Source organism: Streptomyces sp. NPDC003284 (genome assembly GCF_053589675.1).
In genome coordinates, this window is the sequence record NZ_JBSFSI010000002.1 from 396,978 (window position 1) to 420,361 (window position 23,384).

Below are 23,384 nucleotides of genomic sequence, written 5' to 3' on the forward strand. Positions count from 1 at the left end.
TGAAAGGGTTCTCGTGAGGGGAGACCTATGACGTCGAGACGTAGGCACTTTGCGGAACGGCGCGCGGCCCGGGGTTACTCTCAGGAGGAATTCGCAGAAGCGCTCTCGGTGGCCGCGTCCACCGTGGTCCGTTGGGAAAGCGGTCGCGCCACGCCGCGTCCCCACCAACGGCCGAAGATCGCAGGGCTGTTGGGAGTGACCCTCCCCGAGCTGGAAGCCCTTCTCTCAGACGAACAGCCGGCCGAGACAGCCGGGCTCTCCTCTGCTCCACCCCTCCTCCATGGTGATGATGACGACATGAAGCGCCGCGAAGTCCTGGGTCTGCTCGCCGTTACGGGTGCTCTGGTCGCTCTTCCCGATTCCGGTGAGGCCACCCGAGGGCGGGCAGCGTCGACGCTCTTGGAGACGGGGGGCGCCCTCCATCGCAGCCTCTGGCAGGTCTACGCGCTGTCGGACACCAAGCAGGTCGTCTTCCCCGCGGTGCGCGCACAGCTCGATGTGATGGCGAAGGGACTGGCCGGGCCCCGTACTGCTGCGGATCGGTCCCGATTGTGTCGGATGACGGCCGACCTCTACCAGCTCGTCGGTGAGCTGTTCTTCGACGCCAACCGGTACACCGACGCCGCGCAGTGCTACACACTGGCCGCCAACGCGGCCCATGCCGGTGGCGACCACGACCTGTGGGCCTGTGCCATGACCCGCCACGCGTACGTCGAGTTGTACGCGCGCCGCGCGCACGCGGCCCAACCCCTGCTCGCGGCAGCTTTCCGCATCGCCCGAAGGGGCGACGGCACTCTCGCCACCCGTCACTGGGTCGCGGCCGTCCAGGCGCAGGCGTACGCGGGCGTGGGCGATCTCGACGCGTGCAACCGGGCTCTGGACGAAGCCGAGAAAGTGCACGCCCTCGACGGTGCTCACTCCCACAACGGCGGCTGGCTCCGCTTCGACGGCTCCCGCCTGGCCGAGGAGAGAGGGGCCTGCTACCTCCAACTGGGCCGCCCCGATCTCGCCGAGGCAGCGCTCACTACAGCCCTTGCCCAGCCTCTGTCCCTGCGTCGCCGCGCTGCTGTTCTGAGCGACCTCGCCGTGCTCGGTGCGCACAGGCGGGACATCGACCAGGTCGTGCACTACGCGGAGCAAGCACTCGGACTGGCCGACCGGTCGAATTCGGGATTCATCGGCAAGAAGCTGGACGGGCTTCGGGGGCGTCTTGCCCCGCTCATGTCCGATGACCGAGTCTCGACTCTTGATCACCGAATCGCGGCGCTTCCGCGCACCGCATGACGAGAGGGACACGCGCATGAACGACGGCCGGATCTTCCGCGAGGCGTGGATCGACGGTGTGAACAAGCACTATCCCGGCGAGCCGAAGCCCGGCTACATCACGCCGTGGGACGAGACGCCCGAGTGGGAGCGCGAAGCCGCCGCCGCTGTGTACGGGCAGGTGCGCGACTTCATCGAGGTCAGCAACGGGAATGCGGCCCGGCTCACCCGCGAGCAGAAGGGGCGATTCGTCGCGATCTGCTGGACCGCCCAGATGTTCAAGCACTTCGAGGACCCCAAGCCCGGATACGTCGCCGACTGGGCCGACCTGCCGACCTGGCAGCAGGAGACGGACACGGACATCTTCGAACGTATCGAGCAGACCGTCTGACCTCAGGAGCGACGACGTCTCTGTCCGGGGCCGATCCGGACGGGGGCGCCTTGTTGAGTAGCCGTCAAAGTAGCCACGAAAGCACCAAACCCGAACGTTTGCGCAGCTCATAGCGTTGCGGCGGCGGAACCGGCGGTGGCCGCGGCCTGGCTCGCGGCGGTGGCGGCGTAGGCGGCTTCCGGTGCCTGCCGGTCCCGGGGCCGAGCCTCGGTGTGGCCGTGGGGGCGGGTGAGGGTGCGGGGTCGGCCTCGGTGCGGGGGAACAGGACGCGCCGTGCTTCCGCGAGGTTCGCCGCGAAGCCGTGCGGCTCCCACAGATGGCCGTTCCACCGCTGGATCGCCCGGGGCGCTTCGGGGTTCAGATGCGATGCCCTCGGGCCGTCGCCGGTCACGAGGGGCACGGCGCGGAGCTGCCCGATCCTCGCGTCACGGCGCTCGGCCCACCGGGAGAGCGGTTCGTCGTCCATGTCCGGAGCGTAGTGGGTCGGGCGATCCGGTGTTCCCGGCGCAGGGAGGCCGTCCGTACCCCCGATGGTGCGCCGGGTGCGTCCGGTGGCGTGATGACGGACACCGTCCGGAGGTGCGCCCGGGGGAGGTGTCCGGGGCGGCGTCTGGAGTGAACCGGTAAGTCGTACCGGTGCCCTTCCCGCCGACGTGTCGTCGGTCGCCGCCCCCGGGAGCACGCCGAATGGACCCTCTTCAGAAGCTCCACCGCATCCTGCTGATCCTGATCGTCGCGGGGCTCGTCACCTATGTGGCGTTCCTCGATCCACTGCTCGGCACCGCGCTGCTCGTGGGCGTCGGGGTCGCCCTGTTCGTGCATCAGCTCCTGAACTGAGGGGCGGGGCCGGGGACTCCGTCCCTGGCCGTCGCTCGAAGTCACGGAAAGTCGCGGAGACCGAAACGCACCCCACCGGCCTCCCCCGCACGGCACAAGTGAGTGAGAAGCCCCCAACCGCCGGTCGCCGGCCGCTCGGTCGGCCGCGCTACGGGAAGGACTGGTCCAGATGCACAATGCCCCCGATGTTCGAGGGCCGACGGATCCGCAGGACCTGCCGAGTACGCCCCAGGGACTCGTCCCCGAAGCGCGCACCGCTCCGGAGGCCAAGCCGCGCCGTCGGCTGACACCGGAACAGGTGGACGAACTCCAGCGGCTCAAGCCCTTCCTGGAAGGCATGGTGCGCCAGGCCCGCATGCAGTACGCGATGGAGGACCTGGTGCAGACCGCGGTGCTCCAGCTCGTACGCGCCTGGTCCCGCCCGGACTTCGCGCTGGACCGGCGCGACGGTGGCCGGGCCTTCGCGCGCAAGGTCATGCGGAACGTCATCGCGGACGCGGCGCGCGGCAACGACCGCGACCGCTCGACGCCGGTGGCGGAGGTCCCCGAGACGGTGGCGGTCGAGCCGGACGAGGGCGACCACATCCGCGACGACCGGCTCAGGGCCATCGACCGGTTCCTCGCGGACACGCTGCCCGACCGGCTGTACCCGGTCGCCCGGCTCGCGATCGTCGAGGGCCTGACCCAGGCGGAGATCGCCCAGGTCCTCCGCATCGACCGGCACACGGTGGCCCGCCGCTACACGAAGGTGCGCCAGGCACTGGAGCCGCACCGCGCCACCGTCCACGACGAGGTGCTCGGTGACGTGACGAGCTAGTGCCGTTACTCGGACTCACGGGAGGGGGCACGCACGTCGCCTCCCGTGAGTCCAGGTTGGGTCCTAGCGACCCGTAGGACAACAACGAAGAACAGTGGCGAACCATGAAGAACAGTCAAGCCATGAAGAACAGTCAAGCCATGAAGAAAGGTCAAGCGTCCGCTCGAAGCCCATACGCACCACTCGGGAGGGACACACGGAATGTCTGAAACATTCGATCACCTCCGCCGCCTCGCGGAGGAACACCGGGAGGGAACCCGGCAGCAGAAGGACGGGGACGGGATCGATCCCGTCAGCTGGGAAGCGCTCCTGGACCGGGTCGAGGACCAGCTCGACGAGGACGAGCGGGACGGTGGCGGCGTCCCGGCGACCGCCGGACCCCTGCCGCCCCAGCCCCGCAGGCCGGTCGCGATCCCGCTGTCGCTCTTCACCGGCGGCGCGCTCGGCGCCGCACTCGTCCATCCGGCGGTGGGCGCACCCGGCGGCGCACCACAGGTCGTCCAGTGCCTGGCCGCGGGAGCCGCGCTGGCGGGACTCGGGCTGGCCGCGTCCCTCGACCGCGGCCCCCGCCGGGGACCGATGCGGGAAGGCGGTGTCGCGATCCGCTAGCGACCGGCCTGAAGCGGCCGGAGCGGTCCGGTCGCGCGGCAGTGGCCGTGACAGTGGGGCGCCGTCATGGCGCCGGGTGCCGGATCCCCACGGGGGGTGGATGCGGCGCCGGACAAGAACCGCCGGTCAGTGCTGACCGGCCGCGGCAGCGTGCGACGGCGTGCCGCTCCGGCTCAGGGAGTACGGGGCGGCACGCCGTCGCCGTGCGTCGTGCCCGTGCCCGTGCCTGTTCCCGTACCCGTGCCCAGCGAGCGGTCTCTGACCCGTGCCAGATGGCGCCCGAAGACCTCCTCGGCGTCCGGGGTCAGGGTGCGCAGCGCGACCACGGCCGTGATCACCACGTCGCACAGCTCGGCCTCGACGTCCTGCCAGGTGTGGGTCGTGCCCTTACGCGGGTTCTGGCCGGTCGCGCCGATGACCGCCTGGGCGGCCTCGCCGACCTCCTCGGAGAGTTTGAGCAGGCGCAGCAGGAGGGTCTCGCGCTCGCCGTGCGCGCGGTGGCCGTCGAGCCAGGCCCACAGGGCGTCGACGGTCGGCCAGAGGGGGGTTGCGGGGGGCGCGGAGGGCGCGGAGGGGGCTGCGGGGGCCGGGGTGGCGGGGTCCGGGGCGGTCATGGGCGGCAGCCTGTCACGAACCCGGGGCGGCTGCCCTCTGCTCCTGCCCTCTGCTCCTGCCCGTTGCTCCTGTACTGCTCTACTCCTCGAACAGCGCCTCCTGCTGCCCCTCCTTCTGCCGCCGCAGGTACCGGACCCGGGCGCCCAGGACCGCCGCCGTGCCCGCCGCCGTCGCCGCGAGGGCCGCGGGGACCATCCAGCCGCGGTTGACGCTGTGGCCGAGGGCGTGGTCGAGGGAGAGGCGGCCGGGGCCGGTGATCGCGAGGCCGGTGGCGGTGAGGCCGAGGGAAGCGGCGTACTCGTAGCCGCCGCCCTGCGCGAAGAAGCCGTTGGGGGTGTGCACCGCCGCCGCCCCCGCCATCGCGCCGGCCGCCGCCGCGCCCGCCGCCGGAGTGGCCAGGCCCAGCGCCAGCAGCAGACCGCCGCCCGCCTCGGCGAGACCCGCCGCCGTCGCGCTCGCCCGGCCCGGCCGGTAGCCGACCGACTCCATGAACCGGCCCGTCCCCTCCAGACCGGCCCCGCCGAACCAGCCCAGCAGCTTCTGCGCGCCGTGCGCGGCCAGCACGCCGCCGGTGCCCAACCGGAGCAGCAGCAGGCCGAGATCACGCCGGTCGCAACAGGTCACGGTGACTCCTCGGGAGAAGCGGAGAAGCGGAGAAGCGGAGAAGCGGAGAAGCGGGCAAGCAGAGGGGCGCAGAAGCGGCAACGCCGTGACCACCCTCGCACCGGTCGCGCCCCGGCGGCCCGTTCTGCATGCCGTTCGGGTGGCGGGCGCCGCGACCGGACCGGCCGGACACCGGGACCGGACCGACCGGACCGGCCGGACACCGGGGCCGGACCGGGGCCCGGGTGCGCGACACGAGTGATCCGGCGTCCCTCCTTCGGTGATCTTTTGATCAGCCTTTGAAGACCTGTCGTGCGCGGGCCCGCCCCGGCTTTGTACGGTCCCGGAGTGCGCGATTCCTCTCTGTCCCCCCGCTCCCCCCGCCCACCCCGGTCCGCCGCCCCGTCCCCCCTCCCGTCGCGGCGCTCCCTGCTCGCCCTGTGCGCGGCCGCTCCGGTCGCCGCCGTCACCGCCGGTCACCCCGCCTCGGCCGCGTCCCCCACCGCGGCCATCACCGGGACCGCCACGACTGCCACGACCGGCACGACCGGCACGACCGGCATGACCGGCGTGACCACCACGACCGGCACCACCGCCTCCACCAGGTCCGCCGCCGTCATCGGCGGTGAGCGGCTGGCCCGTACCGGAGTCCAGGTGCGCGCCGCCGCCCGGCTGCCCGCGCAGCTCTCCGCCCGTGCCTGGCTCCTCGCCGACTGGGCGAGCGGCGAGGTGCTGGCCTCCTACCGCGCGCACCAGCGGCTCGCGCCCGCCTCCACGCTGAAGATGCTCTTCGCGGACACGGTCCTGAAGAAGTTCGACCGCACCGCCCGGCACACCGTCACCGCCGCCGAACTCGCCGACATCCCCTCCGGCTCCAGCCTCGTCGGGATCCAGGCCGGGATCACGTACACCGTCGAGCAGTTGTGGCAGGGCGTGTTCCTGCGCTCGGGCAACGACGCGGTGCACGTCCTCGCCCATATGAACGGCGGGGTCGAACAGACGGTCGCCGAGATGCAGGCCAGGGCGGAGGACCTCCAGGCCCTGGACACCCACGTGGTCAGCCCGGACGGCTTCGACCACCCGGGCCAGATCTCCTCGGCGTACGACCTGACCCTGTTCGCCCGGCACGGGCTGCGCAACGCCGACTTCCGCGGCTACTGCGCCACCCGCACCGCCGACTTCCCGGCCGGCGGCCGCAAGACGTTCCAGATCCAGAACACCGACCGCCTGCTGACCGGTTCCTGGGGGCTGAAGCCGTACGACGGCATGATCGGCGTCAAGAACGGCTACACCACCAACGCCGGGAACACCTTCACCGGCGCCGCGGTCCGCGGCGGCCGTACCCTCGTCGCCACCGTGATGCACCCCGAGAACGGCGCGAACGCCGTCTACGAGGAGACCGCCGCGCTGCTCGACTGGGGCTTCGCGCAGGGGAGTTCGGCGCAGGCCGTGGGCGCGCTGGTGGAACCGCTGAGCGAGGGCGGCGCACCGGCGGGTGGTGCGCCCGGCTCACGGGCGGCCGGGGCCGGTTCCGGGACCGGGGCGGCGGCGTCCGCCGGGGACGCCGGGCCCTCCACCTGGCGGCTGCTGGAGGGCGCGGGCGGTACCGCGGCGCTGCTCGCGGGCGGCGTCTGGGCGCTGCGCCGGCGCCGGGCCGCCGCGCGGGCGGAGGCGCGGGCGGCGGCGCGGGCGGGCACGGGCGGACGGCACCGCCGCTGAGTCACGTCAGCGCGGCGTCTGACAGGCCGTCGCGATCTGCACATACGGAGGAGAAGACTCCGCACCCTGCGGGCCGTTCGGCGACATATGCTCGACTCCTCCTTCACCGGAGCTTCACAGTTGGAGCGCCGGGCTTCCATCAGGCCATGTCCAGGGGGGTAGGCGGCGGCCGTTCCACGGCACCGGCTGGGGGTGGACCTCGCGGGACGCGAGGTGCGCACCGGTCCGTGGACGGCCGCCGCGCCACATCGGCGGGCGGCCCCGGCGTACGGCCGCTCAGCCCCGCCCGACGTACGGCATCGCCGTCGCCAGCACCGTCGCGAACTGGACGTTGGCCTCCAGCGGCAGTTCGGCCATGTGCCGCACCGTGCGCGCCACGTCGGCGACGTCCATCACCGGCTCCGGCACCGTGCGCCCGTCCGCCTGGAGGGCGCCCGCCTCCATCCGGGCCGTCATCTCGGTGGCCGCGTTGCCGATGTCGATCTGCCCGACCGCGATCCGGTACGGCCGCCCGTCCAGCGACAGCGCCTTGGTCAGGCCGGTCAGCGCGTGCTTGGTGGCGGTGTAGGGCGCCGAGTGCGGCCGGGGCGTGTGCGCCGAGATCGAGCCGTTGTTGATGATCCGGCCGCCCTGCGGGTCCTGCTCCTTCATCTGCCGGTACGCCGCCTGCGCGCACAGGAACGCCCCGTTGAGGTTGGTGTCCACCACGTGCCGCCACGCCTCGTAGGACAGGTCCTCCACGGGGACGCCGCCGGGGCCGAAGGTGCCCGCGTTGTTGAACAGCAGGTCCACCCGGCCGAACCGGGCCGCCGTCGCCGCGAACAGCGCGGCCACGTCCTCGGGGCGCGCCACGTCGGTGCCTACGGTGAGCGAGGCGGCGCCGGGCACCAGCGCCGCCGTCTCCTCCAGGGGCTCGGCGCGTCGCCCGGCCAGCGCCACGGACCATCCCGCGCGCAGCAGTTCCACGGCGACGGCCCGGCCGATGCCGGAACCCGCGCCCGTCACCACGGCGGTCTTCGACGTCTCGGTGTCAGTCATGCCACCGGAGCGTACGAGCGCGGTCCGCCATGCGGAATCCCATGTCCGCCATACGGATGCCCTGCGCGCGTACGCACCTGCGCGGGCCGGGCAGCCGTCACGCGCCCGCGAGCACCGGATCCACCGGCTCGCCCGGCTCGCCCGGCTCTCCCGTGTCGCCCGCCCCGCCCGGCTCCCCCGGGTAGCGGACCCCGATCCGCTCCCGGACCGCGTCCAGCGTCCGCATCACCGCGAGCGTGCCGTCCAGCGGGACCAGCGGCGACTCGGTCTCGCCCGCCCGCAGCGCCCGCATCACCTCCAGCGCCTCGTGCCGCAGGGTGCTGCGCGGGCCGTCCGCCGGGTCGGCCGTGAACTCCTCCGGGTCGCGGCCGTCGCGGTGCAGCACGAACCGGTCCGGGTGGAAGAAGCCGTACGGCACGTCGATCCGGCCGCGCGAACCGGTGACCGAGGCCGTCGTCCCCGTGTCGCCGGTGATCGAGCAGTGCAGCTGGGCCAGCGCCCCGCCGTCCCAGGAGAGCAGCGCGCCGGTCTGGAGGTCGACGCCCTCGGGGGAGAGCACCGCCTGGGCCAGTACCTCCGTCGGCTCACCGAGCAGCAGATGGGCGAACGACACCGGGTAGACGCCGAGATCGAGCAGCGCGCCGCCGCCGAGCAGCGGGTCGCGCAGCCGGTGGGCGGGCGGGAACGGACCGGCCAGCCCGAAGTCCGCCCGCACGCTGCGCACCTCGCCGATCGCGCCGTCGTCGACCAGCGCCTTCAGCCGCCGGACCAGCGGATTGCAGTACATCCACATGGCCTCCATCAGGAAGCGGCCCTGCCGCCGGGCCAGCGTGACCAGTTCACCGGCCTCGCGCACGTTCAGCGTGAACGGCTTCTCGCACAGCACGTTCCGCCCGGCCCGGAGGCACAGGCCCGCGGCCGTGCGGTGGGCGACGTGCGGGGTGGCGACGTAGACCACGTCGAGGTCGGCGTCGTGGGCCAGCTCCTCCCAGGTGCCGTACGCCCGCGGGATGCCGAACCGGTCCGCGAACGCCCGCGCCGACTCCGCGCGGCGCGAACCCACCGCCACCACCTCGGCGTCCGGCAGGTCCACCAGATCCGCCGTGAACGCCGCGGCGATCCCGCCCGTCGCGAGGATCCCCCAGCGGACCTTCTCCTGCGCCCCACCGGATATTCCAGGCATCACGGACCCCACCCTCGCTCATGCGTTCCTCGGCACGGTGTACGAGCTGAGAGCATAGGTGGCGGACCGGTCGGAGAGGGAGGGACACATGTCCGAGGGTGGGGCGTCGGCACCGCACAGGCAGGCCGCGGGGGAGACGGCCGCCGCGCGGACGGCACCGGGACCCCTGCCACCGCCGGGACCTCAGGCGCCACCTGGGCCCCGGCCGTCACCGGGATCCCGGCCGCCGGACCGCTCGGCCCGCCGCACCGGTGTGCTGGTCACCCTGATCCTGGGCGGCCTGACCGCCACGCCCCCGCTCGCGATGGACATGTACCTGCCCTCGCTGCCGGAGGTCACCCGCACCCTCCACGCGCCCGCCGCGACCGTCCAGCTCACCCTGACCGCCTGCCTGGCCGGGATGGCGCTCGGACAGCTCGTCGTCGGCCCGATGAGCGACCGCTGGGGCCGCAGGCGCCCGCTCCTCGCCGGGCTCGCCCTCTACGTCCTGGCCACCGCCCTGTGCGCGCTCGCACCGAACGTCGAGGCGCTGGTCGCGCTGCGGCTGGCGCAGGGCCTCGCGGGCGCGGCCGGCATCGTCATCGCCCGCGCGGTCGTCCGCGACCTGTACGACGGCGTGGCCATGGCCCGGTTCTTCTCCACCCTGATGCTGATCTCCGGGGTGGCCCCGGTCGTCGCGCCGCTGATCGGCGGGCAGATCCTGCGGGTGACGGACTGGCGGGGCGTGTTCGCCGTGCTCACGGTGGTGGGCGCGCTGCTCGGCGCGGTGGTGTGGGCGCGGCTCCCCGAGACGCTGCCGCCGGCCGCCCGGCACGAGGGCGGCGTCGGCGAGGCGCTGGGCTCGATGCGGCGGCTGCTCGCCGACCGCGTCTTCACCGGCTACCTGATCGCGGGCGGCTTCGCCTTCGCCTCCCTGTTCGCCTACATATCGGCCTCGCCGTTCGTGATCCAGGAGATCTACGGCGCCTCGCCGCAGACGTTCAGCCTGCTGTTCGGGCTGAACTCGATCGGCCTGGTCGCCGTCGGCCAGCTCAACGGCGCGGTGCTGGTCGGCCGGCTCCACATGGACCGGGTGCTGGGCGTGGGCCTCCTCGTCGTCATCGCGGCGGCCACCGCGCTGCTGCTGATGGCCGCTGGCGCCTTCGGTGACGTGGGTCTGGTCCCGGTGGCCGCCGCGCTGTTCGTGCTGATGTCCGCCATGGGCATCACCCTGCCCAACACCCAGACGCTCGCCCTGATGCGCACCAAGCGCAACGCCGGATCCGCCTCCGCCCTGCTCGGTGCCTCCTCCTTCCTGATCGGCGCGGTCGCCTCCCCGCTGGTCGGGATCGCCGGGGAGCACACCGCCGTGCCGATGGCCGTGGTCCAACTGGCCGCGGCTCTGGTGGCGCTCGGCTGCTTCGTGGGAATGTGCCGTCCCTGGAGCACACCGGCGGCGGCAGGAACATCAGGAGCAGCAGAGGCAGCGGGAACGCCGGGGGCGCCAGGGGCAGCAGGAGCACCAGGGGCAGCAGAGGGAGCCGAAGGAGCGGACAGCTGAGCGCGTCGAGACTGCGGCGGGACAGCCCGGAGCGGGCCGGGCTCGACCCCGCCGAACTGCGCCACCTCGTCCGCGAGGTGCGCGCCGCCACCGAGGGCGAGCACCCCTGGGCCGCGGGTGCCGTCGTGGTCGCCGGACGCGGTCCGGTGATCGCCGTCGCGGAGGCCGCCGGCTGGGCCGTACGGTACGCGTCCTACGACCCCGCCACCGACCGCGGCGTCGAACTCCCGCCCGACGAACGCGTCCCCATGACCGTCGCCACCCCCTTCGACCTGGCCTCCGTCACCAAGCTGTTCACGGCGGTCGCCGCGGTGCAGCAGATCGAACGGGGCACGCTGGGCGTGGACGCGAAGGTGGGCGCCTACCTCCCCGAGTTCCACGCCGCCGCCGCACACGGCGTCACCGTGCGGCAACTGCTCACCCACACCTCCGGGCTGCGGCCCGAGATCCCGCTGTACGACTGCCCCGACCAGGCCGCCCGGCTCGCCCGGCTGCGCGCCGAACCCCCCGTCGGGGTGCCCGGCACCTACACGTACTCCGACCTGAACCTGCTGCTGCTCCAGCATGTGCTGGAACGCGTCACGGGCCGCCCCCTGGACGTCCTGGTCCAGGAGGGGATCACCCGCCCCCTCGGCATGACGGCCACCCGCTTCGGGCCCTGCCCCGGCGCGGCGGCGACCGAGGACCAGCGGCGGCCCTGGGCCAAGGCGGACCGGGGCATGCTGCGCGGCGCGGTCCACGACGAGAACGCCTGGGCGCTGGGCGGGGTCGCCGGGCACGCGGGCCTGTTCTCCACCGCCACCGACCTCGCCGTCTTCTGCCGTGCCCTGCTGGCGGGCGGCTCCTACGGGTCGGCCCGCATCCTCGGCCCCGACCTCGTCGAACTGCTGCTGGCCCGGCCGGGGCTCGGCTTCGCCGTGGACGAGCCGCGCTTCATGGGGGAGCTGGCCGGGCGCGGCGCGGCCGGGCACGCCGGGTTCACCGGGACGTCCCTCGTCCTCGACCCGGCCACCGACACCTTCCTGGTGCTGCTGGCCACCACCGTGCACCCGCGCCGACGGCGCCCCGACAACCGGCCGCGGGCGGCGGCGGCCACCCGGCTCGCGCGGGCGGTCCGGGGCGTACGGGCCGCACGCGGGACCTGAGCGGGCCCGGGGCCGCCCGCGCGTCAGGCGGCCCCGAGCACCCCGTACCGGCTGAGAGAATCGTGCGGTGAACGACGTCGTACTTGCCTCGGAGACCCTCCGGGGCGCGCTCTCCGGTCTGCTCGACGGACTGCCGCCGCGGCAGGCCGCGGGCGCCGTGGAGCGGCTGATCGCGAACTACCGGGGCACCACCCCGACCGACGCGCCGATCCTGCGCGACCGCGTCGACGTGGCCGCGTACGCCGCCTACCGGATGCCGGCCACCTTCGAGGCGGTCCGCTCGGCGCTCGCCGAGTTCGCGGCGGCCGTCCCCGGCTGGACGCCCGGCGGCCACGTCGACGTCGGCGGCGGCACCGGCGCCGCCACCTGGGCCGTCGCCGACACCTGGCCCGGGACGCGGCCGGTGACCGTGCTCGACTGGGCCGAACCCGCGCTCGCCCTGGGCCGGGAGATCGCCGCCGCCCACCCGGACCTGCGCGACGCGACCTGGCGGCGGGCCCGGATCGGCGCCGCGCTCGCCCTGGACGAGAGCGACCTCGTCACCGTCTCCTACGTCCTGGGCGAACTGACCGCGGCGGACCGGGCGGCCGTCGTCGACGCCGCTGCCGCCGCCGCGTCCGCCACCGGGGCCGTCGTGGTCGTCGAGCCCGGCACCCCCGACGGCTACGCCCGGATCATCGAGGCCCGCGACCGGCTCGTCGCGGCCGGCTTCCGCGTCGCCGCGCCCTGCCCGCACAGCGCGGCCTGCCCGATCGTGCCCGGCACCGACTGGTGCCACTTCTCGGCCCGGGTCAGCCGCTCCTCCCTGCACCGCCAGGTCAAGGGCGGCTCGCTCGCCTACGAGGACGAGAAGTTCAGCTACGTCGCCGCCACCCGCGCCGCCGCCGTCCCCGCGCCCGCCCGCGTCGTACGGCGCCCCCAGATCCGCAAGGGGCAGGTCCTGCTGGACCTGTGCGAGACGGACGAGCAACTGCGCCGCCGCACGGTCACCAAGCGCCACGGCGAGCTGTACAAGGCGGCCCGTGACACCGACTGGGGCGACGCCTGGCCACCTCGGGACGCCACGCAGGACGGGGCCTGACCGGCACGGCACGGCCCCACCGTCCGCCGCACCCGTCCGCCACCCGCCCGGCCCCGCCCGCCGCGCGGCTCTCCGGACGGCCGCGCCTCGGCTTTCCCCGCAGCTCTCGCGGGTCCGTACGACGGCCCGCAGGCGCGGCGGCCCGGCTGAGGCCAGTGCCGTCGGCCGCCCTGCCCGGTCGCCTGGGACCCGCAGGCGCTGGGCGGGGCCGGGGTCGAGCGATGGCGGGCTGGGCGTGCGGTCCCACGAGGCTGTGTTCGCCTTGCCGCCCGCCTCGGGGGCTCGCCAGGCGGTTCGAAGTCCGGCCCCGGCCGCTCCCGGTCGAGCCGCCGGCCGCCGTTTCCACCACCCCGCCCGGCGTTCAGCCGCGTAGTTCCAGGGAGCAGCGCCGCACCCCGCCACCGCTCTTGCGCAGTTCGCCGACCTCCACGCCGACCGGTGCGAAGCCGCGCTCGCGCAGCGCGCCGTCCAGCACGGCGGCGGCCGGGTGCGGCAGCACCACGTGCAGTCCGTCGCCGACGGCGTCCAGCGCGAAGGCGGCGGCGGCCTCCTCGTCCACGAGCAGGGCGTCGGGGAAGAGGCGGCGCAGCACCTCGCGGCTGCCGGGGGAGAAGGCGGGCGGGTGGTACGCCACCTCGTCGGCCGCGTCGTCGAGGACGGCCAGGGCGAGACCGAGGCGGGGGCGGCGCGGGTCGGTCAGTTCCAGGCCGATCACGGGACGGCCCAGGAACTCCTGCGCCTCGCCGTGTGCGAGCGGACCGGTGCGGAAGCCGCGCCCGGCCAGCAGGTACGAGGCGGTCACCGCGACGTCGCCCTCGCCCGCGTTGTCGTGCTCGGGCAGGCGCAGCCGGGCGAAGCCGTGCCCGGCGAACCAGCGCAGCAGGGCCTCCTCCTCCGGCTCGCGGCGCGGCCGGGCGGACCGGGCGCCGAGGACCCGCCCGTCCACGACGAGCGCGCCGTCCGCCGTGCGCACCATGCCCGGCAGCCCCGGCTCGGGGACCAGCACCTCCACCGTGTGCCCGAGCGACCGGTACACCTCGCGCAGCCGCTCCCACTGGGCGAGCGCCGCCGAGGTGTCGACCGGGCCCGCGCCGGGTGTGCGGGCGGCGGCGGAGTGGGCGAAGTGCACGGGCGGGCACATCAGATAGCGCCGGGCAGTGGCGCGGCGGGGACGGGCCAAGGCGGGCTCCTCGGAACGGCGGCGCTGGGACGGCGCGCGGACGGCGTGCCCGTGTGCTCGGCCGCCCGGACGCTCGCTGCCATGGTGCGCCGGGCGCCGCCGCCGCGCGCGGGCCGGGCCGCCGCCTTCGCCCGCGCGGGTGGCGCCCGGGACGCCCGGTGGCGAGACGGCCCGTCTCAGCCCCCTGCTACCGTCGCCGCATGGTCAAGAAGCCCACCCCCGACGCCTCCCGCCGCAGCGAGAAGTCGCGCCGGGCGATCTACGAGGCCGCGCTCGCGCTGGTCGCCGAGAACGGCTACCCGAGGACCACGATCGAGGGCATCGCCGCACGGGCCGGGGTCGGCAAGCAGACCATCTACCGCTGGTGGACATCGAAGGCCGACGTGCTCCTGGACGCCTTCCTCGACCTCGCCGAGCAGGGCGCACGCCAGAGCGGGGAGGAACCGGGCGAGGCGGCGGAGGCGCACGGAGGCATCCCGGACACCGGCGACCTCGCCGCCGACCTGAAGGCCGTGCTGCGCGCCACCGTCGACGGGCTGCTCGACCCGAAGTTCGAGGCGCCCTCGCGCGCACTCGCCGCCGAGGGACTGGTGAACGAACAGCTCAGCCGGGAACTCGTGGCCCGGCTGCTGGAACCCCAGCTCCAGCTGTACGTGCACAGACTGCGCTCCGCGCAGCAGAGCGGAGCCGTACGCCCCGACATCGACCCGCGCATCGCCCTGGAACTCTTCGTCTCCCCGGTCGCCCAGCGCTGGCTCCAGCACACCGGCCCGCTCACCTACGCGTACACCGACACCCTCGTCGACTACGCGCTGTACGGACTCGCCCCGCGCTGAACCGCCGCCCGCGCCCCCTCGTACCGGACACTCGCGCCCCCGTACCGGACACCCGTCGTGCGCCGGGGTGAGCCCCGGCCCGTGCGCCGTGTGAGCCCCGCGAAGACGCCCTGCCCCGACCCCGGATACCGGCTCCGGTCACCGAAGGCGCAGGATGGTGGGACGATGGAGAGCCACGGAGCAAGCTGTCCACACAGCGAGGCGAGGGGATAGATGAGCGCGGAGTTCGGCGGTCCGAGCGGCCGGCAGGGCAGAATCTCCCAGTGGCTGCGCGGCCGCCGCCCGAAGCAGCCCGCCGGGGACGGCGGCCGGGAGGGCCTGCTGCTCGCCGCCGCCGGCGCGGGACTGCCCCTCGCACCCGCCGCGCACCCGGGCATCGGCTACGGCTGTTCCTGTGACCGCGTCGGCTGTCCCACGCCCGCCCGGCACCCGGTGTCGTTCGCCTGGCAGACGCAGTCCACCACCGACCGCGCCCAGGTCGAGCGCTGGGCCAGGCACCAGCCCGAGGCGAACTTCATCACCGCCACCGGCATGACCCACGACGTCCTGGACGTGCCGCTGGAGGCCGGGCGGGAGGCGCTGGAGCGGCTGCGGCTCGGCGGGGTGGAGGTGGGCCCGGTCGCGGAGAGCGACGACGGGCGCATGCTGTTCTTCACCCTCACCCGCGGCACCCCCGAGGACGAGGACGAGTGGTGGCCGTGCGAGCTGGACTGCCACCCGGAGACCATGGACGAGCACCCCGGACTGCGCTGGCACTGCCGCGGTTCCTACGTCCTGGTCCCGCCGGCCCGGCTGCCCGGTGACACGGACCGCGCGGTGCGCTGGCTCGCGGGCCACGGCCCCGAGCATCCCCTCCCGGACCCGCTCACCCTCCTGGAGACCCTCACCGACGCCTGTGCCCGCCACACCGCGGACGATCCCGGCCACCCGGCCCCGGCCTGGCCGCTGCGCCACTGAGGCCACCGGCTCCCGCCCCCCGGCGTCGGGCTGCCCCTCCTCAGCCGCCCTGCGCCGACGTCATCCCCTGCACGCGCCCCACGACCGAGACCTTCTCGCCGCCGGAGCCGGAGCCCGATCCGGCCCCGGACCCGGACCCGGAGCCCGTACCCGCCGCCGGGTCGAGAGCGGCCTCGGTGGAGACGAACTCCATGGTCAGGGACTGCTTGATCTCACCCTTGGTGAGGGCGCGGACGTCCTTGTTCGGGGTGGGCACCGAGGCACCCGCGGCGGCCGTCTGCTTCTGGAAGTGGCGGGTGGCGAAGAACACCAGCGCGCCGCCGTCCGCGGTGCGCAGCGCCAGCGGAGCGTGGTCGCCGCCGCTCAGCGGCTCGTCGATGTACTGGGTGGCGAGGCCCGGACGGACCGAGTTCTTGGCGCGCAGCGCGCGCCAGGCCGTGGTGTGCGGGCCCGGGGCGAAGGTGTCGCCGCCGTCCTTCAGATACGTGGCGTAGGCGCGGCTCAGCCCGCTCGGCGCGGCGGCGAGGCCCGGGGAGCCGGCGGGCACGGCCTCGGCCCAGCCGTCCTCGTCCACCCGGAACTTCGGCACCGCGTCCGGGGCCGCCAGCGTCAGATACGCCACCTGCCAGGTGCCGGTGAGGGAGTGCCGGGTGAACACCAGCAGCCAGCGCGAGCCGCCGCCCTTGTTGCCCTTGGCGTCGGCGAGGAACCAGCGCGGCCAGCCGGCCTTCTTGGGGATGGTGAACTTCGCGTCCGTCAGCGTCAGCGGGCTGTGCGCGGCGTTGCCCGACGGGCTGTTGGTGCGGCCCGCCTTCAGCCGCGCCGCGTCGATCGCGCCGAACGCGCCGGTGACCCGGTCCGCGTCCAGTGAACTGTCGTACGCCCGGTCGGCCTTGTTGTACGCGGCGGTGAACTGCGCCAGTGCCGTCGCGGCCTCGGCCCGGGTGGCGCCCGGGAGCAGTTCGCGCTCGCCGTGCACCACCACGCAGCCGCTCGCCGTCAGCGCCAGCGCGGTCACCGAGGCCGCCAGGACGGCCGCCCGCTCAAGCCTGCGAAGCCTCCGAGGGCCGCGAACCCTGCTCATCAGCTACCTTCACCTTCCCCTTCCCGGAGGCGAACCCTACCGGGGCGAAGAACAGCGTGAGCGCCGGGACGAGGTACAGCAGCCACACCGTGACCTGGAGGACGGTCGGGTCGGGCTGGAAGTTGAACACGCCCTTGAGCAGCGTGCCGTACCAGCTGTCCGGCTCGATGGTGCCGCTGATGTCGAAGGCGAGGTTCGTCAGGCCCGGCAGCCAGTCGGCCTCCTGGAGGTCGTGGAAGCCGTAGGCGAGCACCCCGGCCGCGACGACGACCAGCATGGCGCCGGTCCAGGTGAAGAACTTGGCCAGGTTGATGCGCACGGCGCCGCGGTAGAACAGCCAGCCGAGCAGCACCGCGGTGGCGATGCCGAGGGCCACGCCGATCAGCGGGCGCGGGGTGCCGTCGGAGGCGGCGTGCACGGACGCCCACACGAACAGCGCGGTCTCCAGGCCCTCGCGGCCCACCGCGAGGAACGCGGTGGCCACCAGCGCCCCGGTGCCCATCGCCAGCGCCGCGTCCAGCTTGCCGTGCAGTTCCGCCTTCAGGTGCCGGGCGGTGCGCCGCATCCAGAACACCATCCAGGTGACCAGGCCGACCGCGATCACCGAGAGGGAGCCGCCGAGGGCCTCCTGCGCCTGGAACGTCATCTCCTGCGAGCCGAACTCCAGCACGCAGCCGAAGCCCAGGGCCAGCGCGATGGCGATGGCGATGCCCGTCCAGATCGGCCGCAGGGCGTCCCGGCGGCCGGTCTTGACCAGGTAGGCGATCAGGATGCACACGACGAGGCTGGCCTCCAGCCCCTCGCGCAGACCGATCAGATAGTTGGAGAACACGGACCTACGCCTCCTCGGACAGCAGGGTGCGCCCCCACCAGTCGTTCGCGTCGCGGACGCCGGGCGGGATCGCGAAGACCGCCGAACCCACGTGCTGGATGTACTCGTTGAGCGCGTCGTGCGCGGACAGCCGGCGCTGGAGCGGGACGAAGCCCTTGCGCACGTCACGCTGGTAGGCCAGGAAGAACAGCCCCGCGTCCAGGCGGCCCAGGCCGTCGGTCCCGTCGGTGAAGGAGTAGCCGCGGCGCAGAATGGTGATCCCGCCGTTGGAGTCGGGGTGCGCCAGGCGCACATGCGCGTCCGGCTTCATCGCGGGCAGGAACGGCTCGTCCCGCTCCTTGGCCTTGCCGACCGGCGCGCCCTCGCCCTTGTCCCGGCCGAAGACGTCCTCCTGCTCCTGGAGGGAGGTGCGGTCCCAGGTCTCGATGTTCATCCGGATGCGCCGGGCGACGAGGTACGAACCCCCGCTCATCCAGGCGTCCTTGCCCCCGCCGTCCTGGGCGCCGGCCCACACGTGCTCGTCCAGCCGCGCCGTCTCGGTGCCCGCGATGTTGCGGGTGCCGTCCTTGAACCCGAGCAGATTGCGCGGGGTCTGGGCGTCGGGCGTGGTGGAGGAGGTCTTGCCGAAGCCGAGCTGGGACCAGCGCACGGCGACCTTGCCGAAGCCGATCCGGGCCAGGTTGCGGATCGCGTGCACCGCCACCTGCGGGTCGTCCGCGCACGCCTGGACGCACAGGTCGCCGCCGGTGCGCGAGCGGTCCAGGTTGTCGCCGGGGAAGCGGGGCAGGTCGACCAGGGCGGCCGGGCGCCGGTCCTTGAGCCCGAACCGGTCGAACAGCGTGGGCCCGAAGCCGACGGTGAGCGTCAGCCGGGACGGCCTGAGGCCCAGCGCCTCGCCGGTGTCGTCCGGCGGCGCCTCGGCCAGCCCGCCGTAGGCGCCGTCGCCGACCGGGGCACCGGCGGTCATCTTGCGCGCGGCGGCCGTCCAGTCCTTCAGCAGCCGGACGAACTCGGCGCGGTCGTCGGTCTTCACGTCGAACGCGGCGAAGTGCAGCCGGTCCTGCACGGGCGTGGCGATGCCCGCCTGGTGGACCCCGTGGAACTCCACGGCGCCCCCGGTGTCGGCCGCGCCGCCGCCGCCGTCGCCGCCGGTGGCCGCGGCCACCGCGCCGCCCGCCGTGACGGCGCCGAGCGCGAGCCCGGCACCGCCCCAGCCGATCAGCGCGCGGCGGGAGGGCGCGGGACGCCGTTCCTGCTCCTCGGCCATGGTCCCGTCCCTACTTCACCACTGCGGCGGCGAGCTTGGAGAGCGGCTCGGCGAGCGCGTTCACCGCGTCCGACAGCTCCTTGCGCTGCTCCTTGCCGACCGTGTCGTAGGAGACGAAGTCGTAGGACGTCTTGTCCTTGCGGTACTTGTCCAGGACGGTGTCCAGGGCGGCGAACTGCTTGTCGAGTTCGCCGGTGAGGGCGGCGTCGTTCTTCTGCGCGACCGGCTTGAGGAGTTCGTACGCCTTCTGCGCGCCCTCGACGTTGGCCTTGAAGTCGACCAGGTCGGTGTGCGAGTAGCGGTCCTCCTCGCCGGTGACCTTGCCGGTGGCGACCTCGTCGAGGAGTTCCTTGGCGCCGTTGGCCATGGAGGTGGGGGTGATCTCGGCCTTGCCGACCCGCTGCTGCCAGTCCTTCAGGTCGCTGACGAGCTGGTCGGCGAGGGTCTTCTCCTCGGCGCCGATCTTCTTGTCCTGCCACAGCGCCTTCTCCAGGCGGTGCCAGCCGGTCCACTTCTGGCCCTGCTCCAGGCCGTCGGCGCGGGTGTCGGTCTTCGGGTCGATGTCCCCGAAGGACTCGGCGACCGGCTCGGTGCGCTCCCAGCCGATGCGGGAGGGCGCGTACGCCTTCTTGGCGGCCTCCAGGTCGCCGGCCTTGATCGCCTTGGCGAAGACCTCGGCGAGCGGCACGGTGGCGTCGGCCTGGTCCTGCGCGTACTGGCGGTACTCGGCGACCGGCTTGTCCAGCTCCGGGTTGCGCTGCGCGGCGGCGCCCTTGCCGGTGACGGTGAGCTTCTGGCGGACGCCGTGGCCCTTCATGCCCGGCCGGCAGGCGATCTCGTAGGAGCCCGCCTTGACCTCGGCGGTCAGCGTGTACTTGGTGCCGGGGCCGATGTTCTCCTTCTCGGAGACGATCCGGTCGTCGGGGAAGAGGATCTCGACCTCGGTCGCCCGCGAGCCCTTGTTCTCTATCTTCAGGGTGACCTGTCCGGCCGGTACGGTCTTGGCCGAGGTGTCGCACGTGGAGTCGGCGGCCGTCACCTGGATCGCGTCGCCGTCCGCGGCGTCGCTCTTGGAGGTGCAGGCCGTCACGGCGGTCAGGGCGACCGCAGCGGCGGCGGCGGTGACGACGGAGCGTCGGACGGCTCTCATGCAGGGACTCCCGGATGACTGGAACTGGGCGTGACGGCCCTCACAGTGGTTGGTGAGGCTTGCCTAACTTAACCGACACCTCCCGGCTTGTTACCCGCGCGTGCCGTGATTCAGCTCTCACGCGCGGGACAAGGACACGGGCCGGTCGCGGCCTGTCAAAGGCGGTGCAAAGAACCGGCCACAGGTGCGTCAAAGCTGCCGTCTCGGGGTCACCAGGACCGCGCCCGTGCGGGGGTGCGGCAGCACCTCGACGGGCTGGTCGTAGACGCGGGAGAGCAGCTCCTCGGTGAAGATCTCGCCGGGCGGCCCGTCGGCGGCGACCCGCCCGGCGGCCAGCACCGCGACCCGGTGCGCGTAGGCGGCGGCGAGCCCCAGGTCGTGCAGGACCACGACCACCGCGTCCCCGGCGGCGGCCCGTTCCCGGCACAGCCGCAGCACCAGTTCCTGGTGGCGCAGGTCGAGGGCGGCGGTCGGCTCGTCGAGCAGCAGCAGCGGGGCGTGCTGGGCCAGCACCCGGGCGAACGCGACCCGGGCCCGCTCGCCCCCGCTGAGCGCCGGGAAGGGCCGCCCGGCGAACGCGCTCACCTCGGTGGCGGCCATCGCCGCGGCCACGGCCGCCTCGTCCTCGGCCGGGGAGGCGGGGTGCGGCGCGCGGCCCATGCGCACCACCTCCGCCACCGGGAACGGGAAGGACAGCTCCGCCGACTGGGGCAGCACGGCCCGGCGCAGCGCGAGTTCGGGCGCCGACCACTCCCGTACCGGCCGTCCGTGCACCCGTACGACACCGGCGGCGGCCGGGAGATCGGCGGCGAGCGCGCCCAACAGGGTCGACTTTCCCGCCCCGTTGGGTCCGACCAGGGCCAGCACCTCACCGGCCCGTACGCGGACGTCCACCCCGCGCAGCACCTCCCGGGCGCCCAGGCGCACCCGCAGCCCCTCCGCCTCGGCGAGCACCTGCCCGGCGCGCGGCGGACCGGGGGGCTCCGGCCGGCCGCGCAGCCGCTTCACGTCAAGTCCCCGCAGAGCCTTCACGCCCAGCCTCCTTGCCTGCGTCGGGTGCGGCGCAGCAGCCAGAAGAAGAACGGGCTGCCGAGCAGTGCGGTGAGGACGCCGAGCGGGAGTTCGGCGGGTGCGGCCACGGTGCGCGCCGCGAGGTCGGCGGCGAGCAGGACCAGCGCGCCCAGCAGCGCGCTGCCCGGCACCAGGAACCGGTGCCCCGGCCCCGCGGCCATCCGCAGCAGATGCGGCACGACCAGGCCGACGAAGCCGATGATCCCGGAGACGCTGACCGCCGCGGCGGTCAGCAGCGCGATCACCAGCACCAGCACGATCCGCAGCCGCTCCACGTCCACGCCCAGGTGCCGGGCCGGGCGTTCGCCGAGCGCCAGCAGGTCCAGGCGGCGCGAGTACAGCGGCGCGAGGCCGAGCCCGAGCGCGGCGCACGGCAGCACGGCCAGCACCTTGGGCCAGGTGGCCTGGGCGAGCGAGCCGAGCTGCCAGAAGGTGATCTGGCTGACCGCGGCGCTGTCCGCGAAGAACAGGAAGAGGCCGATCAGCGCGCCCGCGAAGGCGTTCACCGCGATCCCGGTGAGGATCAGCGTGACCACTTCCGTACGGCCGCCCGAGCGCGCCATCACGTACACCAGCAGGACTGTGCCGAGGCCCCCGGCGAACGCGAACACCGGCACCGTCCAGGTGCCCAGGAAGCCGATCCCCAGGGCGATCGAGGCCACCGCGCCGACCGCGGCGCCCGAGGAGACGCCGATGACGCCCGGTTCGGCCAGCGGATTGCCGAACACGCCCTGCATCAGGGCGCCCGCGCAGCCCAGCGAGGCGCCGACCAGCAGGGCCAGCACGATGCGCGGGAACCGCACGTTCCACAGCACCGACTCGGCCACCCGGTCGAGCCCGGAGCCGCCGAGCCCGGCCCGGTGCAGCACGGAGGACAGCACGTCGCCGAGCGGGATGGGGTACGCCCCGAGACCGGCGGCGACCGGCACCAGCACGAGCAGCGCGGCCAGCAGACCGGCCGTCAGGAGCCAGGGCCTGCCCCGCCGCCGCCCGGCACCGGGTTCCGTCAAGTCCCGTTTCCCGTCGGGAGGTTGTGATGTCCCGTGCTCCTCGGCCGTGCCGTCGAGGGCGGGGGCGGTCATCGCTTCGTCCCGTCGCCGTAGAGCTGGCCGACGATCGAGCGCAGCACCTGGTCGGTGCGCGGACCGTAGTTGAGCAGCACACCGTCCTCCACGGACACGACGCGCCGCTTCATCCCGGCCGGGGTCTGGGCCACGCCCGGGATCTTCACCAGGCCGTCGACGCCGCCCACGGACTCAAGTCCCTTGCTCATGACGAGGATCGCGTCCGGCGCGGCCTTGGCCAGCGCCTCGGTGGTGATGGCGGTGAAGTCCTTGTCCAGGCCCGAGGCGGCGCCCGCGTCGATCCCCCCGGCCGCCTCGATCAGCGAGGTCGCGCCCGACTTCGCGCCGCCGATGAGGTAGACGGCGGCCGAGCCGCGCAGATAGAGGAACGCGACGCGCGGCCGGTCGGCGTGCGCCGGGATCGACCCGCGCACCGCCTCGATCCGGTCCTGCGCCCGCCGGGTCAGGCGCTCGCCCGCGTCCGGGACGCCGAGCGCGGCGGCGACCGCGTGGATGCGCGGTCCCACGTCCGTGAGCCCGGCGGCGGGCTTCACCACGAGCACCGGGACGCCCGCGGCACGGATCTGGGCCATGGCCTCGGCCGGGCCCGACGTCTCCTCGGCCACCACCAGGTCGGGGTGGAGCGAGAGGACGCTCTCGGCGGACACGTCGTGATTGCGGGTCACCACCGGCAGCTTCCGGGCCTGCGCGAAGGTGGCGGTGATGTCGCGGGCCACGACCCGCCCGCCGAGCCCCAGCGTGAACACGATCTCGCTGAGGCTGCCGGACAGCGGCACGATCCGCCGGGCCCCGGTCACCGTCACCTTCCGGCCGTCGGCGGAGTCGACGGTGACGGGCAGCCGGGGCGCGGCGACGCCGGTCAGCGGTTCGACCCGGTCGTCGACCGCGCCCGCCGAGGTGGCCGGGCCGGTGGTGGTGCCGGTGCCGGAGGCGCCCGCCGTACCGGTGCAGCCGGTGGCGGTCAGGGTGAGCGCGAGCACCGACAGCAGTGCTCCCGCCAGGTGTGTGCGCAAGCGTCGCACGGTGCGGTCCGTCCGTTCCTCTCGGGGAGTGCCGATCTCCGGCACGTTGACCTTAGGTT

General features: G+C 74.1%; 24 protein-coding genes and 1 pseudogene. 12 read left to right on the top strand and 13 right to left on the bottom strand.

The window, feature by feature from the left end; all coding sequences use genetic code 11:
• Window positions 1-27: 27 nt before the first annotated feature.
• From ACWDYF_RS05270 to ACWDYF_RS05280, 3 genes and pseudogenes are all read left to right on the top strand, one after another.
• Window positions 28-210 (top strand): annotated as a pseudogene (locus ACWDYF_RS05270) (helix-turn-helix domain-containing protein); the annotation flags it as partial.
• An 87-nt stretch (window positions 211-297) separates the two neighbouring features.
• On the top strand, window positions 298-1,284 hold the full coding sequence (locus ACWDYF_RS05275) for a transcriptional regulator (RefSeq protein ID WP_389472418.1): 987 nt from the start codon (window positions 298-300) through the stop codon (window positions 1,282-1,284).
• A gap of 16 nt (window positions 1,285-1,300) precedes the next feature.
• Window positions 1,301-1,654, top strand: coding sequence for a hypothetical protein (locus tag ACWDYF_RS05280; RefSeq protein ID WP_389472362.1), 354 nt, complete (start codon window positions 1,301-1,303; stop codon window positions 1,652-1,654).
• Window positions 1,655-1,718: 64 nt separating this feature from the next.
• On the opposite strand, the gene ACWDYF_RS05285 is transcribed toward ACWDYF_RS05280, so the two are convergent.
• Window positions 1,719-2,120 carry a DUF6087 family protein gene (locus ACWDYF_RS05285; protein ID WP_389472365.1) on the bottom strand — a complete coding sequence of 134 codons (402 nt, stop codon included), beginning with the start codon at window positions 2,118-2,120 and terminating at the stop codon, window positions 1,719-1,721.
• A gap of 221 nt (window positions 2,121-2,341) precedes the next feature.
• On the opposite strand from ACWDYF_RS05285, the gene ACWDYF_RS05290 reads away from it, so the two are divergent.
• The 3 genes from ACWDYF_RS05290 (at window position 2,342) to ACWDYF_RS05300 (ending at window position 3,917) form a co-directional block, all read left to right on the top strand.
• Window positions 2,342-2,491 (top strand): hypothetical protein, encoded by a 150-nt coding sequence (locus tag ACWDYF_RS05290; RefSeq protein WP_389472368.1) that lies wholly within the window; start codon window positions 2,342-2,344, stop codon window positions 2,489-2,491.
• Window positions 2,492-2,660: 169 nt separating this feature from the next.
• On the top strand, window positions 2,661-3,308 hold the full coding sequence (locus ACWDYF_RS05295; protein WP_389472370.1) for a sigma-70 family RNA polymerase sigma factor: 648 nt from the start codon (window positions 2,661-2,663) through the stop codon (window positions 3,306-3,308).
• Window positions 3,309-3,509: 201 nt separating this feature from the next.
• Complete coding sequence (locus tag ACWDYF_RS05300) at window positions 3,510-3,917, top strand: hypothetical protein (protein ID WP_018570536.1); 408 nt, start codon at window positions 3,510-3,512, stop codon at window positions 3,915-3,917.
• Between the two features lie 173 nt (window positions 3,918-4,090).
• On the opposite strand, the gene ACWDYF_RS05305 is transcribed toward ACWDYF_RS05300, so the two are convergent.
• Both ACWDYF_RS05305 and ACWDYF_RS05310 read right to left on the bottom strand, forming a co-directional pair.
• Window positions 4,091-4,531: a MazG-like family protein gene (locus tag ACWDYF_RS05305; protein WP_389472373.1), complete on the bottom strand. Its 441-nt coding sequence runs from the start codon at window positions 4,529-4,531 to the stop codon at window positions 4,091-4,093.
• Window positions 4,532-4,610: 79 nt separating this feature from the next.
• Window positions 4,611-5,156 (bottom strand): DoxX family protein, encoded by a 546-nt coding sequence (locus ACWDYF_RS05310; RefSeq protein WP_018570534.1) that lies wholly within the window; start codon window positions 5,154-5,156, stop codon window positions 4,611-4,613.
• Window positions 5,157-5,696: 540 nt separating this feature from the next.
• Here ACWDYF_RS05310 and ACWDYF_RS05315 point away from each other — a divergent pair.
• Window positions 5,697-6,854, top strand: coding sequence for a D-alanyl-D-alanine carboxypeptidase family protein (locus ACWDYF_RS05315; RefSeq protein ID WP_389472421.1), 1,158 nt, complete (start codon window positions 5,697-5,699; stop codon window positions 6,852-6,854).
• A gap of 276 nt (window positions 6,855-7,130) precedes the next feature.
• Here the strand turns inward: ACWDYF_RS05315 and ACWDYF_RS05320 are convergent, their stop codons facing one another.
• Both ACWDYF_RS05320 and ACWDYF_RS05325 read right to left on the bottom strand, forming a co-directional pair.
• The gene (locus ACWDYF_RS05320; protein WP_389472375.1) at window positions 7,131-7,892 is read right to left on the bottom strand and encodes an SDR family oxidoreductase; all 762 of its coding nucleotides are present in this window, start codon (window positions 7,890-7,892) and stop codon (window positions 7,131-7,133) included.
• A gap of 97 nt (window positions 7,893-7,989) precedes the next feature.
• On the bottom strand, window positions 7,990-9,075 hold the full coding sequence (locus ACWDYF_RS05325; protein ID WP_389472378.1) for a Gfo/Idh/MocA family protein: 1,086 nt from the start codon (window positions 9,073-9,075) through the stop codon (window positions 7,990-7,992).
• Between the two features lie 88 nt (window positions 9,076-9,163).
• Between ACWDYF_RS05325 and ACWDYF_RS05330 the strand changes: the two genes are divergently transcribed.
• From ACWDYF_RS05330 to ACWDYF_RS05340, 3 genes are all read left to right on the top strand, one after another.
• Complete coding sequence (locus tag ACWDYF_RS05330) at window positions 9,164-10,615, top strand: multidrug effflux MFS transporter (protein ID WP_389472381.1); 1,452 nt, start codon at window positions 9,164-9,166, stop codon at window positions 10,613-10,615.
• The gene (locus tag ACWDYF_RS05335; protein WP_078531263.1) at window positions 10,612-11,760 is read left to right on the top strand and encodes a serine hydrolase domain-containing protein; all 1,149 of its coding nucleotides are present in this window, start codon (window positions 10,612-10,614) and stop codon (window positions 11,758-11,760) included. Before ACWDYF_RS05330 ends, ACWDYF_RS05335 begins: the two co-directional genes overlap by 4 nt.
• Before the next feature lie 67 nt (window positions 11,761-11,827).
• Window positions 11,828-12,841, top strand: a complete 1,014-nt coding sequence (locus ACWDYF_RS05340) for a small ribosomal subunit Rsm22 family protein (protein WP_389472383.1) — start codon at window positions 11,828-11,830, stop codon at window positions 12,839-12,841.
• 361 nt (window positions 12,842-13,202) lie between these two features.
• On the opposite strand, the gene ACWDYF_RS05345 is transcribed toward ACWDYF_RS05340, so the two are convergent.
• Window positions 13,203-14,021 (bottom strand): dimethylarginine dimethylaminohydrolase family protein, encoded by an 819-nt coding sequence (locus ACWDYF_RS05345; RefSeq protein ID WP_389472386.1) that lies wholly within the window; start codon window positions 14,019-14,021, stop codon window positions 13,203-13,205.
• A gap of 200 nt (window positions 14,022-14,221) precedes the next feature.
• On the opposite strand from ACWDYF_RS05345, the gene ACWDYF_RS05350 reads away from it, so the two are divergent.
• Window positions 14,222-14,857 (top strand): TetR/AcrR family transcriptional regulator, encoded by a 636-nt coding sequence (locus tag ACWDYF_RS05350; RefSeq protein ID WP_389472388.1) that lies wholly within the window; start codon window positions 14,222-14,224, stop codon window positions 14,855-14,857.
• A 213-nt stretch (window positions 14,858-15,070) separates the two neighbouring features.
• Window positions 15,071-15,814 (top strand): bifunctional DNA primase/polymerase, encoded by a 744-nt coding sequence (locus ACWDYF_RS05355; RefSeq protein ID WP_389472391.1) that lies wholly within the window; start codon window positions 15,071-15,073, stop codon window positions 15,812-15,814.
• Between the two features lie 40 nt (window positions 15,815-15,854).
• On the opposite strand, the gene ACWDYF_RS05360 is transcribed toward ACWDYF_RS05355, so the two are convergent.
• The 7 genes from ACWDYF_RS05360 to ACWDYF_RS05390 form a co-directional block, all read right to left on the bottom strand.
• Window positions 15,855-16,898, bottom strand: coding sequence for a hypothetical protein (locus ACWDYF_RS05360; RefSeq protein WP_389472394.1), 1,044 nt, complete (start codon window positions 16,896-16,898; stop codon window positions 15,855-15,857).
• Window positions 16,858-17,730, bottom strand: coding sequence for an iron uptake transporter permease EfeU (efeU, locus tag ACWDYF_RS05365; RefSeq protein ID WP_018570522.1), 873 nt, complete (start codon window positions 17,728-17,730; stop codon window positions 16,858-16,860). Before efeU ends, ACWDYF_RS05360 begins: the two co-directional genes overlap by 41 nt.
• A 4-nt stretch (window positions 17,731-17,734) precedes the next feature.
• Complete coding sequence (gene efeB / locus ACWDYF_RS05370; protein ID WP_389472398.1) at window positions 17,735-18,997, bottom strand: iron uptake transporter deferrochelatase/peroxidase subunit; 1,263 nt, start codon at window positions 18,995-18,997, stop codon at window positions 17,735-17,737.
• 10 nt (window positions 18,998-19,007) lie between these two features.
• Window positions 19,008-20,147, bottom strand: a complete 1,140-nt coding sequence (gene efeO / locus ACWDYF_RS05375; RefSeq protein WP_037893390.1) for an iron uptake system protein EfeO — start codon at window positions 20,145-20,147, stop codon at window positions 19,008-19,010.
• A 189-nt stretch (window positions 20,148-20,336) separates the two neighbouring features.
• Window positions 20,337-21,179, bottom strand: a complete 843-nt coding sequence (locus tag ACWDYF_RS05380; protein WP_389472402.1) for a heme ABC transporter ATP-binding protein — start codon at window positions 21,177-21,179, stop codon at window positions 20,337-20,339.
• A complete protein-coding gene (locus tag ACWDYF_RS05385) occupies window positions 21,176-22,300 on the bottom strand; it encodes a FecCD family ABC transporter permease (RefSeq protein WP_381743565.1) in 1,125 nt (374 codons plus the stop codon). Before ACWDYF_RS05385 ends, ACWDYF_RS05380 begins: the two co-directional genes overlap by 4 nt.
• Window positions 22,297-23,316, bottom strand: coding sequence for a heme/hemin ABC transporter substrate-binding protein (locus ACWDYF_RS05390; protein ID WP_389472408.1), 1,020 nt, complete (start codon window positions 23,314-23,316; stop codon window positions 22,297-22,299). The genes ACWDYF_RS05385 and ACWDYF_RS05390 overlap by 4 nt, the downstream gene beginning before the upstream one ends.
• Window positions 23,317-23,384: the final 68 nt, after the last annotated feature.

Excerpts from the sequence above, each read along its gene's own strand:
- ACWDYF_RS05385 (WP_381743565.1), bottom strand. The coding sequence starts at position 22,300 with ATGACCGCCCCCGCCCTCGACGGCACGGCCGAGGAGCACGGGACATCA.
- ACWDYF_RS05295 (WP_389472370.1), top strand. The coding sequence starts at position 2,661 with ATGCACAATGCCCCCGATGTTCGAGGGCCGACGGATCCGCAGGACCTG.
- ACWDYF_RS05320 (WP_389472375.1), bottom strand. The coding sequence starts at position 7,892 with ATGACTGACACCGAGACGTCGAAGACCGCCGTGGTGACGGGCGCGGGT.
- ACWDYF_RS05280 (WP_389472362.1), top strand. The coding sequence starts at position 1,301 with ATGAACGACGGCCGGATCTTCCGCGAGGCGTGGATCGACGGTGTGAAC.
- ACWDYF_RS05355 (WP_389472391.1), top strand. The coding sequence starts at position 15,071 with ATGAGCGCGGAGTTCGGCGGTCCGAGCGGCCGGCAGGGCAGAATCTCC.
- efeB (WP_389472398.1), bottom strand. The coding sequence starts at position 18,997 with ATGGCCGAGGAGCAGGAACGGCGTCCCGCGCCCTCCCGCCGCGCGCTG.
- ACWDYF_RS05315 (WP_389472421.1), top strand. The coding sequence starts at position 5,697 with ATGACCGGCGTGACCACCACGACCGGCACCACCGCCTCCACCAGGTCC.
- ACWDYF_RS05285 (WP_389472365.1), bottom strand. The coding sequence starts at position 2,120 with ATGGACGACGAACCGCTCTCCCGGTGGGCCGAGCGCCGTGACGCGAGG.
- ACWDYF_RS05305 (WP_389472373.1), bottom strand. The coding sequence starts at position 4,531 with ATGACCGCCCCGGACCCCGCCACCCCGGCCCCCGCAGCCCCCTCCGCG.
- ACWDYF_RS05330 (WP_389472381.1), top strand. The coding sequence starts at position 9,164 with ATGTCCGAGGGTGGGGCGTCGGCACCGCACAGGCAGGCCGCGGGGGAG.
- ACWDYF_RS05290 (WP_389472368.1), top strand. The coding sequence starts at position 2,342 with ATGGACCCTCTTCAGAAGCTCCACCGCATCCTGCTGATCCTGATCGTC.
- ACWDYF_RS05350 (WP_389472388.1), top strand. The coding sequence starts at position 14,222 with ATGGTCAAGAAGCCCACCCCCGACGCCTCCCGCCGCAGCGAGAAGTCG.
- ACWDYF_RS05275 (WP_389472418.1), top strand. The coding sequence starts at position 298 with ATGAAGCGCCGCGAAGTCCTGGGTCTGCTCGCCGTTACGGGTGCTCTG.
- efeO (WP_037893390.1), bottom strand. The coding sequence starts at position 20,147 with ATGAGAGCCGTCCGACGCTCCGTCGTCACCGCCGCCGCCGCTGCGGTC.
- ACWDYF_RS05325 (WP_389472378.1), bottom strand. The coding sequence starts at position 9,075 with ATGCCTGGAATATCCGGTGGGGCGCAGGAGAAGGTCCGCTGGGGGATC.
- ACWDYF_RS05300 (WP_018570536.1), top strand. The coding sequence starts at position 3,510 with ATGTCTGAAACATTCGATCACCTCCGCCGCCTCGCGGAGGAACACCGG.
- ACWDYF_RS05360 (WP_389472394.1), bottom strand. The coding sequence starts at position 16,898 with ATGAGCAGGGTTCGCGGCCCTCGGAGGCTTCGCAGGCTTGAGCGGGCG.